This is a genomic window from Providencia stuartii (assembly GCF_029277985.1).
Classification (GTDB): domain Bacteria; phylum Pseudomonadota; class Gammaproteobacteria; order Enterobacterales; family Enterobacteriaceae; genus Providencia; species Providencia zhejiangensis.
The window spans coordinates 3,208,198-3,223,231 of sequence record NZ_CP119546.1 but is presented as its reverse complement, the minus strand read 5'-3'; the positions used below and the strand labels follow the sequence as shown (position 1 = coordinate 3,223,231).

Genomic DNA, 15,034 nt, shown 5'->3' with positions numbered 1-15,034 from the left:
TTGAACGCTAACTTTCAGATATGGACATCGTTCATTAGGTTATCAGGCGTTCGACAAGCTGGATTGTATTGACTAAGGACAATTTGTTGATAACAAACGGCTTGGAACAGTACTCAAACTAGCTCAAGACAAGATGGATGACTTGGAACGCCAAGGGAAAAACGAGATAGAAGTTAAAAAATGCCAAAGCGCATTGTTATCTCTCCCTTCAACCAAAGTGGTTCCGGTTATTTTTTTACCCGGTATTATGGGATCTAACTTACGAAGTAAAAAAGATAAAAAATCAATCTGGCGTATTTGCACGAGTAAGCTTGGAATGGTTGTGGATGCGTTCGGTTGGCTTTTTACTTCAGGCAATAAACGAAAAAAATTACTGGATCCAAAAGAAACAGACTCCACTCAATATAATCATGGTTAGCCGTGGTTACGGATTGAAAAAGGCAGTCCGGATAGTGTGACGGATTTATTGTTGCCGCAAAAGGGGATGCGGAGTTTGATACGTATGAAAAAACAGGGGATGTTTCCCCTGCTATTAAATTTACCTTATGTTTCCTGTGTCGGATATTGCAAACGGATGAGGTGAAACCTAAATGAAAAAGGGATTGGTGAGTATTTCCGGTTTGGTCTTATTGGCGAGTTTGGTCTCGTGCTCAGTGCCAAATAAAACGCATTCAACTTCACTTAATGAAAAGGATTCTGCTGTAATTAATACTCAGTTTGATGATGCACCCACCTACTGTTTAGGGCGTTATACCTTTAATTATCCTAAATCTTTAACACAAGATTTCTCTTCCATTATTAAAATTGATGAGATGACTATTGAGAGTCAATTTATTTACCCCCCTTCGTTTAAGCAGCGTATTGAATTACGAGAGGAAGAATTAAAAAAACAACGTGTCAGTGATGAATCTGATGGGCCTTTTCTAAAAAATATTATTAGATTAGATAATGGTGTTATTTTTGAAAGGAATGAGGCATACCAATATCCAGATGTACTTCGTGTTTTAGAGGCTAACGTATACATTGATAATGTTGCTTTTATTATAACTTCAAAATTTGAAGATGTTTCCAAATCAAAATATGTAGATGAACAATTAGAACATAAGGAAGAAAATAAGCCATTTACTGATAAACCTCAAAAATTAGCGGTGATGCAGTCGTTAATTTCTCGGTTACAAGGGAGACCAAAGAATGAAATTCCAACCGAAAAAGGGGTCTGCATTCCTTATGGCTTTATTCGCGATGATGGAAAATCGCACCAAGAAGAAATTTCGATGGTTTTTGAAAACCCGCAATTCTATTGGGCGGTCGATATGGATAATACGATAGAAAGTGAAAAGGAAAGTATGTTGGATAGGGCTGATGAAATTAAATCTGTTCTTTCTCAATATGGGGGTAAAACGTTACGGAAAGGAAACGTACAGTTTAATAACGTGGCAGGTGAAGAGTGGTTAACGTTGGGGCGAGATCCTCGCTATGACAATCAATCCGATAAGTTTTATTATTTCCAATATTATGCGAATGAAAAAAATATCGGCTATTTACATCCATCCGTTAGCATATTGATGCATTCGACCAGTAAGGTTGTCCATTATACGGATGATCAAATGGTTGAAATTTGGGATCGCGTTCTGCAATCTTTTAAAATTCGCCCTAACGCTTATTAAGCTTAGATAGCGCAATGATAGGGTTATTATTGCGCTTATTTAACATAAAGGTGCTTACATGCCCTGACATTTGTAGCTCCAATTCAGTAATGTCTCTTTATCTTACTGCCGTCTTCTTGATTTTAGGTTATATTTTATTCATAACCTAAATTTAAAGGATAAATAATGAGTCAGAATGAACAAACAGAAAATATTCAACATTGCTTCGCTGAATTTGATGGCAACAAATGTGCCGTTTGGAAAGACTTACGACTGAAACATCAATCTGAAAATGCCAAAGCGCATTGTTATCTCCCTTCAACCAAAGTGGTTCCGGTTATTTTTTTACCCGGTATTATGGGATCTAACTTACGAAGTAAAAAAGATAAAAAATCAATCTGGCGTATTCGCACGAGTAAGCTTGGAATGGCTGTGGATGCGCTCGGTTGGCTTTTTACCTCGGGAAATAAACGGAAAAAATTACTCGATCCTGAAACGACAGAAACAGATCCCACTCAAGATGTCGATAAAAATGACAACGAGTCTACTTACTTCGCCAATTCAAGACAGAAAAGAGGGTGGGGAAGTGTATTGCAGTTTTCGTATGCAGATCCACTCGACAAGTTACAGAAAGAATTGCTGGTTTGGGAGCAGTATTACAACAAAGCGAAAAGTCAGGGATGCGCGACGGCAGATGAAGCCGAGGAATATTTTTCTCAAGAATCAACGTTCAAGTTCATTTTAGATAAACCCCTCACGCCAGAGGATACCAACCCACTTTCGCTTCGGGAAGCGGGGAAATACCGTGATTTACTGCTTCCGCTTCATGCTTTTGGTTATAACTGGTTACAAGACAACGCTCAGTCTGCACAAGACCTCGGCAAATACATTGATGAGATCTTAAATTTATACCGCCCTAAACAGAATGGAGGAATTGGACATGGGCTCGCCTTTGAAGAAGGGCATGAGAAAGTCATTCTTGTAACCCATTCGATGGGGGGGGTTGGTATCCCGTTACGCTTCCGAATTATTAGATACGCCCTACAAAGATAAAATACTGGGGGTTGTGCATGGTGTGATGCCCGACTTAGGTTCGCCAACTGCCTACAAAATGATGAAAATTGGGGAGTATTCGATGCCGATGGGGTTAGTGCTGGGCATGAGTGCCACACGGCTCATGTCTGTCTTAGCGCAATCCCCTGCACCGTTACAACTCTTACCCTCTCCGAAATATAATCATGGTCAGCCGTGGCTGCGGATTGAAAAAGGCAGTCCGGATGGTGTGACGGATTTATTGCTACCGCAAAAGGGGGATCCATTTGAGGAGATTTATCTTCAAGATGATGTGTGGTGGCGAATGTACGAGCCTGATATTTTGGACGGAAAATCGGAACTAATTGATTCTAATTTGAAAAAATATAAAAAAATAATAAGGGATACGGTTAAACCGTTTATTCAAGATATGAATGGTCAATATCATATAAATACTTATCAATTTTATGGAGCGTATTTTGATGAAAATGACCCGAAAGACTCTCGCCGTTCAGATGAAACCGTGACATGGAAATTACGGGATAAAACCTCGTGGTTATAGGTGTCTGACGATAGCCGAGCGACAGACGACTATGGTGACAAGCGTGAGTATACCTTACTCAAGTCCAGTGATAAGTGGAAGAATACGCCCTCAATGGATTATGAGGGGGGGCGCGGTGACGGTACAGTGCCTAAATATTCTATTAATTTAGTTAGAAAAGACCTGTTTAAAGAAATTTTAGAAATGAATGTTGACCATCAGAACGCCTATCAGTTTGCGCCTCTAAAAGGGGATGCGGAGTTTGATACGTATGAAAAAACAGGGGATGTTTCCCCTGCCATTAAATTTACCTTGCGTTCCCTGTGTCGTATCTTGCAAACGGATGAGGTGAAACCCTAATGAAAAAAGGATTGGTGAGTATTTCGAGTTTGGTCTTATTGGCAAGTTTAGCGGCTTGCTCTGTACCTAATAAAACGTATTCAACTTCACTTAATGAAAAGGATTCTGCTGTGATTAATACTCTATTTGATGATGCACCGACCTATTGTTTAGGACGTTATACCTTTAATTATCCTAAATCTTTAACACAGGAATTATCATCGATTATTAAAATTGATGAGATGATAATTGAGAGTCAATTTATTTATCCCCCTTCGTTTAAACAACGGATTGAATTACGGGAAGAAAAATTAAAAAAACAACGTGTGAGCGATGAGTCAGATGGGCCATTTTTGAAAGAGATAATTAGAATAAATGATGGTGTTATCTTTGACAGAAATGAAAGCTATGCTTATCCAGATGCTGCTAGAGAATTAGAAGCTCATGTGTATATTGATAACGTGGCTTTTATCATCATTTCAAAATATAAAGATATTACTAACGATAAATATAAAAATAGGCAAGAAAGATACAAGAAAAATAATAGATTATTTACAGATAGATCACCAAAATTAGTGGCCATGCAATCCTTGATTTCTCGGTTACAAGGGCGACCAAAGAATGAAATTCCAACCGAAAAAGGGGTCTGCATTCCTTATGGCTTTATTCGCGATGATGGTAAATCGCATCAAGAAGAAATTTCGATGGTTTTTGAAAATCCGCAATTCTATTGGGCGGTCGATATGGATAATACGATAGAAAGTGAAAAGGAAAGTATGTTGGATAGGGCTGATGAAATTAAATCTGTTCTTTCTCAATATGGGGGTAAAACGTTACGGAAAGGAAACGTACAGTTTAATAACGTGGCAGGTGAAGAGTGGTTAACGTTGGGGCGAGATCCTCGCTATGACAATCAATCCGATAAATTTTATTATTTTCAATATTATGCGAATGAAAAAAATATCGGCTATTTACATCCATCCGTTAGCATATTGATGCATTCGACCAGCAAGGTTGTCCATTATACGGATGATCAAATGGTTGAAATTTGGGATCGCGTTTTGCAATCCTTTAAAATCCGCCCTAATGCTTACTAAGGCTTGTAGCGCAATAATATATTCATTATTGCGCTTATTTAACATAAGGTGCTTACATGCCCTGACACGTGACATTTTAAAATTGGAGTGACACCAAAAACAGATTTATCCAAACAGACACTTAAGTGAAATTTCGCTATTCTATTTACCTTATAGATAACGCAAAAGGATTAATGTTATGTCAGAGAAAGACTCCCCTGAAATAGATGAATGCCAACACCTTTCGTATCACATCCCTAAATGGACAGAAGATGGAAAATGCCATTGGGATGATGTTCAACTTCAACCTAAGTCCTTCAATGCCGAAGCAAAGTGTATTTTGCCGCCCAGAAAAATTATCCCCGTTATTTTTATCCCTGGGATAATGGGAACGAATTTAATGTCAAAAGGAGATGATAAAAAAGAAATGTGGCGAGGGGATGCAGGGTATGACATTTTTCTAAAATGGGCTGAAAGAACAGGGCATGAAAGAAAAAACATATTAAACCCTGAATCAACAAGAGTTGATAACAGAGGTTTAGTTGATAAAGAAGTCTATACGCCCTTTTCTGATGATGGATATCTATTTCCTAAACGTCATGATAGAGGTTGGGGGGAAGCTCTTAATTATAGTTATGGGCGTTTCCTGAGTGTTTTTCAGGCTGCATTAATTAATGACTGGCAGAGTAATGTCCTTAATTTCGAACTCATAAGCAAAGGTGATATTAATTTACCATATGTCAGTATTCTAAATGAATTTGTCGAGAAACCATTAGGAACAAAAGAAAAAGAGAATGAGCAAACATTAACTCAAAAAGAACTCGACCATTTCAATCGCTTTTTATTTCCATTGCATGTTTTTGGCTATAACTGGCTTGCTGATAATGCTGAATCCGCATCTAAACTTGTGGAGTATATCGATAAAGTAATTAATTTATACAGGTGTCATGGATATGGTTTAGCGGTAGAGAAAGTCATTTTAGTAACCCATTCCATGGGGGGGTTAGTGGCTCGATATGCGATGAATCCAACCCCAGAATCAACGTTTGAGGGATGCCAGAATAAAGTATTAGGTGTTGTTCATGGCGTTATTCCTGATTTAGGGTCTCCCGCAGCGTATAGGCGGATGGGAACTGGAGCAAGTGAAGAAGGCTATACTGCAGGGCGAATTTTAGGGTGGTCCGCTAAAGAATTAATGCCAGTTCTAGCTCAATCTCCAGCTCCTTTACAATTACTTCCTTACCCTTCCTATAAGTCACCATGGTTATTTATTCCAGAGGAAGGTAATTATCCTCAAACAAAAGATCCTCAAACCGGAAAATTTGATCCGTTTAAGGATATTTATCTTAGAAACGATGTTTGGTGGAAACTTTATAGACCGGACATTTTGGATAAAGACACAACGATAATAGATAATAATTGGCTTGCTTATAATGACATTATAGATGATACGGTTCGCAAATTTATGAATCAGCAGGAAAAGGGATTATATCACCCAAATACTTATGTTTTTTATGGCGATCAAGTTGAGTCGGATGGTTCTCTTGATTGGGTACCAACGAAGTTAACCGTAAGTCCATATGTATTTTCCCAAAGAGAAACTCATCTACCGCCAACAAATCGGCAAAAACGAGAAACAGGTCAGTTGGCTAAAGAGTTTAAATTAAATTCATCAAAAACGGCTGGAGATGGCACAGTACCTATCGAGTCGTTCTCGGCTATTTATGCCCACCCGTCAATCAAAAGTATTTTAGCAACGAATGTTGACCATCAAGACGCTTACAAAGTTGATGATGTTACTGACATAAAAAAGAGACCGGCAATTCAATTTACGTTAAGAGCAATTATTAAAATGGTTATGGATGTGCCATTAAATGATTAATAAGCATCTTGGTTTACTGATGGGCTTATTTTTATTCTCATTAGTTTTTTTAGGCTTGGTCGTTTATGACAAAGAAAGCCGTTTAACTGAAAAGGATTATATTTTGATAGATGCATTCTTTGAAAACGTAAAACCTCAATGTGTTGGTCGATTTGTCGTGGATATTCCTATTCCATTTAATAATATGAATGATAATCAAGTGTTTATTGATGATTTTAAAATTGAAAGTAAATTCATCTATCCACCTGCCTTTAAACAACGAATTGAGCTACGGGAACAAGAGCTTCGCAATGGAAAAACCAGTGAAAAAAATGCCCCTGTATTAAAAGAAATTATCCAACTACCCAATGGTAAAGGGGTTATTTTCGATAGAAACAAATCAGGATCTGATGATTCTTACAGAATATTAGAGGCTCATGTCTATACTGAACTAATAGCCTTTGTTATCACAGTAAATATTAGAGATTTTTCTGATAAAAAGTATGAAAAGAAGAAAATTGATTTTTTGGCTAGAGGTTTTAGTGAAATTCAGGCGAATGATAAACCAACTAAATTAGTAGCTATGCAATCACTTATATCTCGGTTGTCCGGACGAAAAAACGAAGACATTCCCGTCGATAAGGGTGTTTGTATTCCGAACGGGTTTATTGTGGATGATGGAAATAAACATAAAGAAATTATTTCATTTACTTATGAAAATGATGATTTTATCTTGGGATTTAGATCCGATAATACGGCTATTGGTTCTGATGATACGTTGTTTAATCGCAGTCCACAAATCAATGAAGCTATGTCATTAGCTAAGAAAAACACGATTAAGAAAGAAAAGTTATCACTAAATGGAATTCCATCCCTAGAATGGCTAATGGTAGGAAAACAAAATAAGCAAGAAGATAATGACATGTTTGAATTTATTTTGTATTCAAATGAAAAGATTGCTGATTCACAGAAACCGTTGCTATACATTGGGTTAAACAATGCAGACAAAAATACTCAATACAGCCAGTGGCAAATGGTCGAAATTTGGGATCGGATTGTTGGTTCTCTACGTTATAAACCTAATGGGTTCTAGTGTTTCTCAAAGCGGCAGATGATGTTGTTATCGTTATAATTTTACATAAAGGTACTTATGGGGATCATTTGTAGATCTGATATTAAATTTAATCATGATTGTTAAGGAGATGATTGTGAATAAAAAATATGATCCGACATTGAGTGGATATCTAGGAGGTTACCATAAAGGTAATGTGGGAGGTCATTGGTTAAAGCCACAGTATGCAACATCTCTCTATGATTGATATTGAATATTAACTTCATTGAAAAGGAATTTTTATGGTGAAGCCTATTTATGATAGCGGGGTGTTTAGGCTTGTTATTCGGTTTACTTGTCTTACCAACAGAGTTACAAAACCACTGGTTAGCTTATATGTTACCTGTAGCGTGTGTCTGTACAGGCCTTGCCTTTATGATGGGAACCGCAACGAGTTATGCTTTAGAACCTTTTGAAAAAGAGGCAGGAACGGCTTCGGCTTTAGTGGGTTTTATTCAAATGGCAGTAGGTGCAGCCCTGAGTTTATTGGCGATTAGCTCTCCCTTACCTGCAAATTGGGCATTAGCTATGTTAATGTTATTAGGCGGAGTGATTGCGTTGGTTGCACGAAATACCAGCTTAAAATTAACGCGTTAAGTAGAGAAAAGATAGATGATAAATCCGTTATTAAAGCAGCCAAGGGTTGCTAAAGGTGATGTATTTTTGAGCGCGAATACATCACCATAGACAGCGTTCTATGGTAATAATAATTTTATAATTAGGATTGTTACCATGAATCAGAAACATTGGTCAAAATATCAACTTTTACACGAAGTTGTACAGAATCCGAATATCCATATCAAAGGACGTCATAGTTATTATAGTGACTGCTGGGATAATGGGTTTGAACAATCAGTAGTCCGCTATTTACAAGGGGATGAAGTCAGCCGTGATTGGCAATTACCTTGGGATGTCGATCAACTTTATATTGGCGATTATGTGTGTATTGGGGGAGAAGCCGTCATATTGATGGGGGGAAACCATACTCACAGAACAGATTGGTTTTGTTTATATCCATTTATTGAATATGTTAATGAAGCCTATGTAGGTAAAGGCGATACGGTTATTGGTGACGGAGCTTGGATTGGAATGCGGGCATTGATTATGCCAGGCATAAACATTGGTGAAGGCGCAGTTATCGCAGCAAATAGTGTTGTGGTGAAGGATGTCGAACCATACAGTATTGTGGGTGGCAATCCTGCTAAACGGATTAGCTATCGTTTTGCGCCTGATATCATTGCAGAACTTCTGGCATTAAAGATCTACGATTGGCCAGAAGCACAATTTAATGCCTTAAAGCCTTATTTGTGTAATTCAGATATAACAGCTTTGAAAATAGCCTTGGCTAAATATTTAAAATAAATAATACAGAGGGAATGAGTTTATTATCATTCCCTTTTTGCATTTTATTTATCAGAATTATTTTTTGCCGGCTAAATAACCGAATATAAATCCGATACCAGCAGCGACAGTTGCTGCGGCAAGAGGATTACTTTTTACTGTATCCACAGCAGAATTGAGCGTGTCACAGCCTTGAGCTGCACATTTTCTGACAGTACCTTTTATTTGATGCTCAGCAGAACCCGTTGCTTCACCGTAGGCTTGTTCTGCTGTACCTGTTGCTTCTCTAGCTTTGCTTTCTGCTTTGTCGAATAAACTCATTATATTCTCCTTAAGAGTGAATAACAGTCACTATTAAGTGTAGCAGTCTTAAAAAATATGATACTTGATTTTACTTAAAAATAGGTACTTTTACTTTTATTCATCATCTCGAATAAAATCGACTAAAGTTGGATTAGCAATACGACGGTAATCTTCTGTATTCAAAATAACTGAGCGCTCAAGTGTTCCTGCATTAAAAGCCAGCTCTTCAAAACGAACAAATAAATAAGGATCAGCAATGAGTTTTAGAGATGGATGAAAACTAAAGGGCGGGATTGCACCAAAAACACATTGAGTTAATTCATCCACTTCTTTTGGGCTTGCTAATGAGGCGCGAGTGCCTCCGATGGCATGAGCGATCTTCGTTAAATCCGCTTGTTTATCAGCAGGAAGGATTGCGAGAACATGTTGACGAATACCATTTCCTTTAACGTGGCAAACTAAGCCTTTAGCACCTTGACCTAATTGTGTGCCACGTATTTTTGCCACTTCTTCTGATTTACCTGCCGTTGGATGTTCCATCACGCGGTATCGCGCATTCTGTTTATCAAGTAATTGGGTTAATTGAATAAAAATAGGGCTTTCTGACACGACGGTTCCTTTTTTATAAAAATAAACAGTTGAGATAGTAGCAAAATTAGATAACAAGCTAAATACCATGGATATGATATGAAAATTGGAAGAAATAATGGGAGCTAGGCAACGCAATAAGAGAGTTTTTAAGTTAATAGCGAACTCATTGTCTAAATCGCATGTTGATTAAAATAGGCTTTTACGTGAATTGGTTGACTCAGTTATCTAAGTCGCCACTTATAGGTAAGAGAATAGAGAGGATTTGGTCGACGATCAAGTATCAGCGCATTTTGTTATATTGGGTAGCCCACCTTAAGCAGGCTACCGCATTATTATTGATGGCGTTCTTTCAGACGTTTGATAATGGTGCTTAAATCAAGATCTTGGTCCTGTAAGAGTACCAGCAGGTGGTACATTAGATCGGCGGCTTCATTCGTTAGCTCAGCACGATCATTGACTGTGGCTGCAAGTGCTGTTTCAACGCCTTCTTCGCCAACTTTTTGAGCGATACGTTTAGTACCACTTGCATATAGACGCGCCGTATATGAGCTTTCCGGATCAGCACACTTACGTGATTTTAATAAGGTTTCCAGCTCAAATAAGAATCCCCAATCACTTTGAGCGGGAGCAAAACAGCTCTCCGTACCATTGTGGCAAGTTGGCCCAACCGGTTGCACTAGGGCGAGTAGCGTATCACTATCACAATCAGGATAGATATCGACTAAATTAAGATAGTTGCCCGATGTTTCGCCTTTAGTCCATAAGCGCTGTTTGGTTCGTGAATAAAAGGTTACCTTGCGGCTATCTAATGTGGCTTGCAACGCTTCTGGGTTCATATAACCTAACATTAATACATCGCCAGAAGTTGCGTGTTGCACAACCACGGGCATTAATCCATCCACTTTTTGCCAAGCAAGTTGGCGACATTGTTCTGTGGTTAACATACTCTTATTTGAACTCCATTTTCTGCAAGGTATTGCTTTAATTCACCAATATTGATGATTTGCTTGTGGAAGACGGATGCGGCGAGGGCACCATCAACCTTTGCTTCAGTAAAAGCATCTAAGAAATGTACCATTTCACCAGCACCACCAGAGGCGATTAATGGCACTTGGCAGACATCACGGACTTTCTTCAGTTGGATTAAATCATAGCCTTGGCGTACACCGTCTTGGTTCATCATATTTAAGACAATTTCACCGGCACCTCGTTGTTGAACTTCAGTGACCCAATCGAGGGTTTTCCAGCGTGTTTGGGTGGTCCGTTTTTCATCCCCTGTAAATTGATAAACGAGGTAGTCACCCGTTTCATGGTCAAACCAGGTATCGATACCGACGACAATGCATTGTACGCCAAAACGATCAGCAAGGCGGCTAATTAGTGTTGGATCCGATAGCGCTGGTGAGTTAATGGATATTTTATCAGCGCCAAATGATAAAATTTGCGCCGCGTCTTCAACACTTTTGATACCACCCGCAACGCAAAATGGAATATCAATGACTTCAGCAACTTTTGATACCCAACTCTTATCGACCACTCTTCCATCAGATGATGCTGTAATATCGTAAAATACCAGTTCATCAGCACCTTCTTGGGCGTAGCGCTGTGCCAGTGGAACGATATCACCAATAATCTCATGATGACGAAATTGAACCCCTTTTACTACTTGTCCATCCCGAACATCCAAACAAGGAATTATGCGTTTTGCCAACATGCGATTGCCTCCGCGACTGTGAATTTGCCTTCGAGTAGGGCACGACCAACAATCACCCCCGCGGCGCCTGACCCTGGAATAGCAGCGATATCCGCCAAAGAGCCAATACCACCAGATGCTTGAAATGCAATAGCTGGATATTTTTGGCTAATTTCTTGGTATAAATTGACATTTGAACCTGCCAATGTGCCATCTTTAGAAATATCCGTGCATAAAACGTGCTTTAACCCATAAGGTTGATACATTTCAATGGCTTGTTCTAATGAAAGATTAGAGTTTTCTTGCCAACCACTGATGGCAATCTCTTTTATACCTTGTTGGTTAATTCGCACATCAAGGGCGAGTACGATGGCTTCTCCACCATAACGTTCGAACCAGGTTTTAACTAATTCAGGCTGTTTCACCGCGGTTGAACCAATAACCACCCGTGTAGCCCCTGCATCTAAAAGTGCTTTTACATCCTCTTCTGTGCGGATCCCGCCACCGACTTGAACGGGTACAGACACTCCAGCTAACAGTTTTTTAAGGAGGGGAATTTGGCGTTTTTGTGGATCTTTTGCCCCAGTTAAATCAACTAAGTGTAATAATTTTGCGCCTTCTTGTTGGTATTGTTGTAAGCGTGGCAGGGGATCACTGCCGTAAGCGGTTTGCTTGGCATAATCGCCTTGATGTAAACGAACAACATTACCATCAATAAGATCTAAAGCAGGAATGATCATCTCAATTACATCTCCAAAAAGTTTTGGATCAGGCGAGAGCCAGCTGCTCCCGAGCGCTCAGGGTGAAACTGAACACCATAAAAATTATCCTGATTGACAGCACTGCTAAATGGATTACCGTATTGGGTTTGTGCAATGGTATTGCCTGAAATAGGCATGGAGTAGCTATGCACAAAATAGAAGTAAGCATCGTCGCGGATCCCTTTAAATAAAGGGTGGCCTGCTAAAGGTTTGACTTGATTCCAGCCACTATGAGGAACAGGTAAACCATCCGCATTCATTTTTTGGACTGGGCTATCTATCAAGCCAAGCAGTGGGATCAACGATTTTCCTTCTTCACTAACACTCCCCATTAATTGCATACCTAAACAAATACCTAAAACAGGCTGAGTCAGTGCTTTAATTAAGGGGATCAGTTCACGTTGCTGGAGTTGTTCCATCGCTGCGCTTGCAGTTCCGACACCCGGTAGGAAAACTTTATCTGCTTGTAAAATGGTGTTGGTATCACGACTGATCTGTGGGGTATAGCCTAAACGTTTGACGGCATAGGCCACAGAAGACAAATTTGCACAGCCTGTATCAAGGATAACAACGTTCATTAGAGAACCCCTTTCGAGCTAGGTAACGTATCTCCTTCAACGCGGATAGCTTGACGTAAGGTACGACCAAATACCTTAAATAGGCTTTCAGCTTTGTGGTGATCGTTTTTCCCTTTCGTTTTCAGGTGTAAGGTACATCCCATCGCATAGGATAGGGAGCTGAAAAAGTGTTCGATCATTTCAGTGCTGAGGTCACCAACACGTTGGTATTTAAATTCTGCTTTATATTCAAGGTGTGGTCGGCCTGAAATGTCTAATGCACAACGCGCTTGGCACTCATCCATTGGGAGTACAAAGCCAAAGCGTGCGATACCACGTTTATCGCCGAGAGCAACGCGTAATGCTTCACCGAGTGCCAAACCCGTATCTTCTACGGTGTGGTGGTCATCAATAAACAGGTCACCTTTAACTTGGATATTCAAACGGAAACCACCGTGAGTGGCGATCTGGTCAAGCATGTGGTCAAAGAAGCCGACACCCGTATTGATTTCGCTTCCACCCTCACGATCAAGCCAGAGTTCGACGCGAATATTGGTTTCTTTTGTGACACGCTCAACGATTGCATGGCGATCACGCTGAGTTAATTTATCGGTGATAGCCACCCAATCAAGTGAATCAGGGCTATAGCGTAGGCCTTGGATCCCCATATTTTCGGCCAATTGTAGGTCAGTTTCACGATCACCAATCACATAACTGTTCGCTTTATCTAATTTACCTTCAACTAGGTAGTTTTCCACTAAGCCTAGTTTTGGTTTACGGCAGTTACAGCCATCCGCGGGTTTGTGAGGACAAATTAATACATCGTCAAAATTAATCCCTTGTGACTCAAAAACCTGCATCATTAAGTTGTGTGGTGGTTCGAAATCAGCGGTTGGGAAGCTGTCGGTACCTAAACCATCTTGATTGGTGACCATGACTAAGCGGTAGTTGGCTTTTTGTAAGGCCAGCAGGCTTGGAATCACTGCTTTTTCAAAAGCTAATTTGCTTAGGCTATCGACCTGAAAATCAGTAGGTGGTTCAGTGATTAATGTACCATCACGGTCAATAAAAAGAATTTTTTGGCTCATGAATATTTCCTATTTCAGGTTTAGCAAAGGGCTTCAATAGCTTCAATAACACGCACGTTTTCGGTTTCAGTACCCACAGTGATGCGTAGGCAGTTAGAAAGTCCTGGCTGTTTACTTTGGTCACGCAAAATAATGCCTTGTTCCCACAGCGCTTTAAATACTTTATTTCCATCCGTAAAACGCACCAAAATATAGTTGGTCTCACTGGGATACACTTTTTCTACGATAGAGAGTTCCGCTAGCGCTTCAGACAAGGCAATACGATCATTCGTGATTGTTGCGACACGGTGTTTCATTGTCGCTATTCCTTCCACGCTCAATGCTTCTGCGGCTATCATCGCAACGGGTGTCGAAAGAGGATAAGGAGCGATCACTTTTAAGAGTATTTCGATTACATCGGCGGAGGCTAATGTGAAACCACAACGTAGGCCAGCCAGCGCAAAGGCTTTTGATAATGTTCTTAATACCACAAGGTTTGGATAGTTAGCCAGCCAGCCTGCCACACTGTATTGTGGGCAAAATTCAATATAGGCTTCATCAACAACCACAAGCGCTTGACCCGCCGCCATGTCGAGCACTTCACGCAGTGCCTTATTATCGATGATGTTGCCAGTTGGATTATTTGGGCTACAAATATAGATCAATTTGGTGTTTGGCAAATTTTCACGAATGGCATCAATATTTAATGACCAGTCTGGTAAAGCGGGAATTTTTTTCTGTTCTACGCCAAAAGTTTCAGCGCTGACACTATACATACCATAGGTTGGAGGACAAAACATCACAGCGTCTTTGCCCGGTTCACAAAATGCACGGATCAGCAGTTCGATAGATTCATCGGCACCTCGGCAAACTAATACTTGCTCAGGAGCAACATTTGCATAAGCGGCATAGTTGAGAATGACACTGGCGGGCTGGCATTCTGGGTAACGGTTTAGATTACGTTCGTTAAATTGGAATTCTGGTGCAATAGGGTATTCATTGGCATTTAACCAAACATCGCCGTTACCACCTAAGTGACGAGCAGACATATAAGGGGTCATCACTTTCACATTCTCACGCGCAAGGCTAGCGGCTTTAAAGTTTTCGCTCATCAC

Annotated in this window: 16 protein-coding genes and 2 pseudogenes; 10 read left to right on the top strand and 8 right to left on the bottom strand. The window is 39.8% G+C overall.

All coding sequences use genetic code 11. The features are described 5' to 3' along the window. Positions 1 to 4: 4 nt before the first annotated feature. The 10 genes and pseudogenes from P2E05_RS14335 to P2E05_RS14290 form a co-directional block, all read left to right on the top strand. A pseudogene (locus P2E05_RS14335) lies at positions 5 to 166 on the top strand (ISNCY family transposase); the annotation flags it as partial. A 424-nt stretch (positions 167 to 590) separates the two neighbouring features. Beyond that, a complete protein-coding gene (locus tag P2E05_RS14330; protein WP_282563642.1) occupies positions 591 to 1,667 on the top strand; it encodes a T6SS immunity protein Tli4 family protein in 1,077 nt (358 codons plus the stop codon). 165 nt (positions 1,668 to 1,832) lie between these two features. Next, positions 1,833 to 2,699 (top strand): esterase/lipase family protein, encoded by an 867-nt coding sequence (locus P2E05_RS14325; RefSeq protein WP_276122851.1) that lies wholly within the window; start codon positions 1,833 to 1,835, stop codon positions 2,697 to 2,699. Beyond that, positions 2,650 to 3,240, top strand: coding sequence for a hypothetical protein (locus tag P2E05_RS14320; protein WP_272677681.1), 591 nt, complete (start codon positions 2,650 to 2,652; stop codon positions 3,238 to 3,240). The genes P2E05_RS14325 and P2E05_RS14320 overlap by 50 nt, the downstream gene beginning before the upstream one ends. Then, positions 3,241 to 3,579, top strand: a complete 339-nt coding sequence (locus P2E05_RS14315) for a hypothetical protein (protein WP_276122850.1) — start codon at positions 3,241 to 3,243, stop codon at positions 3,577 to 3,579. Continuing rightward, positions 3,579 to 4,655: a T6SS immunity protein Tli4 family protein gene (locus P2E05_RS14310; protein ID WP_272682900.1), complete on the top strand. Its 1,077-nt coding sequence runs from the start codon at positions 3,579 to 3,581 to the stop codon at positions 4,653 to 4,655. Before P2E05_RS14315 ends, P2E05_RS14310 begins: the two co-directional genes overlap by 1 nt. Positions 4,656 to 4,833: 178 nt before the next feature. Beyond that, positions 4,834 to 6,516, top strand: a complete 1,683-nt coding sequence (locus tag P2E05_RS14305) for a lipase family alpha/beta hydrolase (RefSeq protein WP_249999162.1) — start codon at positions 4,834 to 4,836, stop codon at positions 6,514 to 6,516. Then, the gene (locus P2E05_RS14300) at positions 6,509 to 7,588 is read left to right on the top strand and encodes a T6SS immunity protein Tli4 family protein (protein ID WP_249999160.1); all 1,080 of its coding nucleotides are present in this window, start codon (positions 6,509 to 6,511) and stop codon (positions 7,586 to 7,588) included. Before P2E05_RS14305 ends, P2E05_RS14300 begins: the two co-directional genes overlap by 8 nt. Positions 7,589 to 7,855: 267 nt before the next feature. Continuing rightward, positions 7,856 to 8,203, top strand: a pseudogene (locus P2E05_RS14295) (Bcr/CflA family drug resistance efflux transporter); the annotation flags it as partial. A gap of 135 nt (positions 8,204 to 8,338) precedes the next feature. After that, complete coding sequence (locus P2E05_RS14290; protein WP_154624478.1) at positions 8,339 to 8,968, top strand: CatB-related O-acetyltransferase; 630 nt, start codon at positions 8,339 to 8,341, stop codon at positions 8,966 to 8,968. Between the two features lie 57 nt (positions 8,969 to 9,025). Here the strand turns inward: P2E05_RS14290 and P2E05_RS14285 are convergent, their stop codons facing one another. From P2E05_RS14285 to hisC, 8 genes are all read right to left on the bottom strand, one after another. Further along, positions 9,026 to 9,268: a DUF883 C-terminal domain-containing protein gene (locus tag P2E05_RS14285; protein WP_154624477.1), complete on the bottom strand. Its 243-nt coding sequence runs from the start codon at positions 9,266 to 9,268 to the stop codon at positions 9,026 to 9,028. A 96-nt stretch (positions 9,269 to 9,364) separates the two neighbouring features. Next, positions 9,365 to 9,790 carry a YbaK/prolyl-tRNA synthetase associated domain-containing protein gene (locus P2E05_RS14280; RefSeq protein WP_230085899.1) on the bottom strand — a complete coding sequence of 142 codons (426 nt, stop codon included), beginning with the start codon at positions 9,788 to 9,790 and terminating at the stop codon, positions 9,365 to 9,367. Between the two features lie 383 nt (positions 9,791 to 10,173). Next, on the bottom strand, positions 10,174 to 10,785 hold the full coding sequence (gene hisIE / locus P2E05_RS14275) for a bifunctional phosphoribosyl-AMP cyclohydrolase/phosphoribosyl-ATP diphosphatase HisIE (protein WP_154624475.1): 612 nt from the start codon (positions 10,783 to 10,785) through the stop codon (positions 10,174 to 10,176). After that, the gene (gene hisF, locus P2E05_RS14270) at positions 10,779 to 11,555 is read right to left on the bottom strand and encodes an imidazole glycerol phosphate synthase subunit HisF (RefSeq protein ID WP_154624473.1); all 777 of its coding nucleotides are present in this window, start codon (positions 11,553 to 11,555) and stop codon (positions 10,779 to 10,781) included. The genes hisIE and hisF overlap by 7 nt, the downstream gene beginning before the upstream one ends. After that, positions 11,537 to 12,274: a 1-(5-phosphoribosyl)-5-[(5-phosphoribosylamino)methylideneamino]imidazole-4-carboxamide isomerase gene (gene hisA, locus P2E05_RS14265; protein WP_154624472.1), complete on the bottom strand. Its 738-nt coding sequence runs from the start codon at positions 12,272 to 12,274 to the stop codon at positions 11,537 to 11,539. The genes hisF and hisA overlap by 19 nt, the downstream gene beginning before the upstream one ends. A gap of 5 nt (positions 12,275 to 12,279) precedes the next feature. Continuing rightward, complete coding sequence (gene hisH, locus P2E05_RS14260; protein WP_154624471.1) at positions 12,280 to 12,873, bottom strand: imidazole glycerol phosphate synthase subunit HisH; 594 nt, start codon at positions 12,871 to 12,873, stop codon at positions 12,280 to 12,282. Beyond that, a complete protein-coding gene (hisB, locus tag P2E05_RS14255) occupies positions 12,873 to 13,940 on the bottom strand; it encodes a bifunctional histidinol-phosphatase/imidazoleglycerol-phosphate dehydratase HisB (RefSeq protein WP_154624470.1) in 1,068 nt (355 codons plus the stop codon). Before hisB ends, hisH begins: the two co-directional genes overlap by 1 nt. Before the next feature lie 20 nt (positions 13,941 to 13,960). Then, positions 13,961 to 15,031 (bottom strand): histidinol-phosphate transaminase, encoded by a 1,071-nt coding sequence (gene hisC, locus P2E05_RS14250; protein ID WP_276122849.1) that lies wholly within the window; start codon positions 15,029 to 15,031, stop codon positions 13,961 to 13,963. Between the last annotated feature and the right edge of the window lie 3 nt (positions 15,032 to 15,034).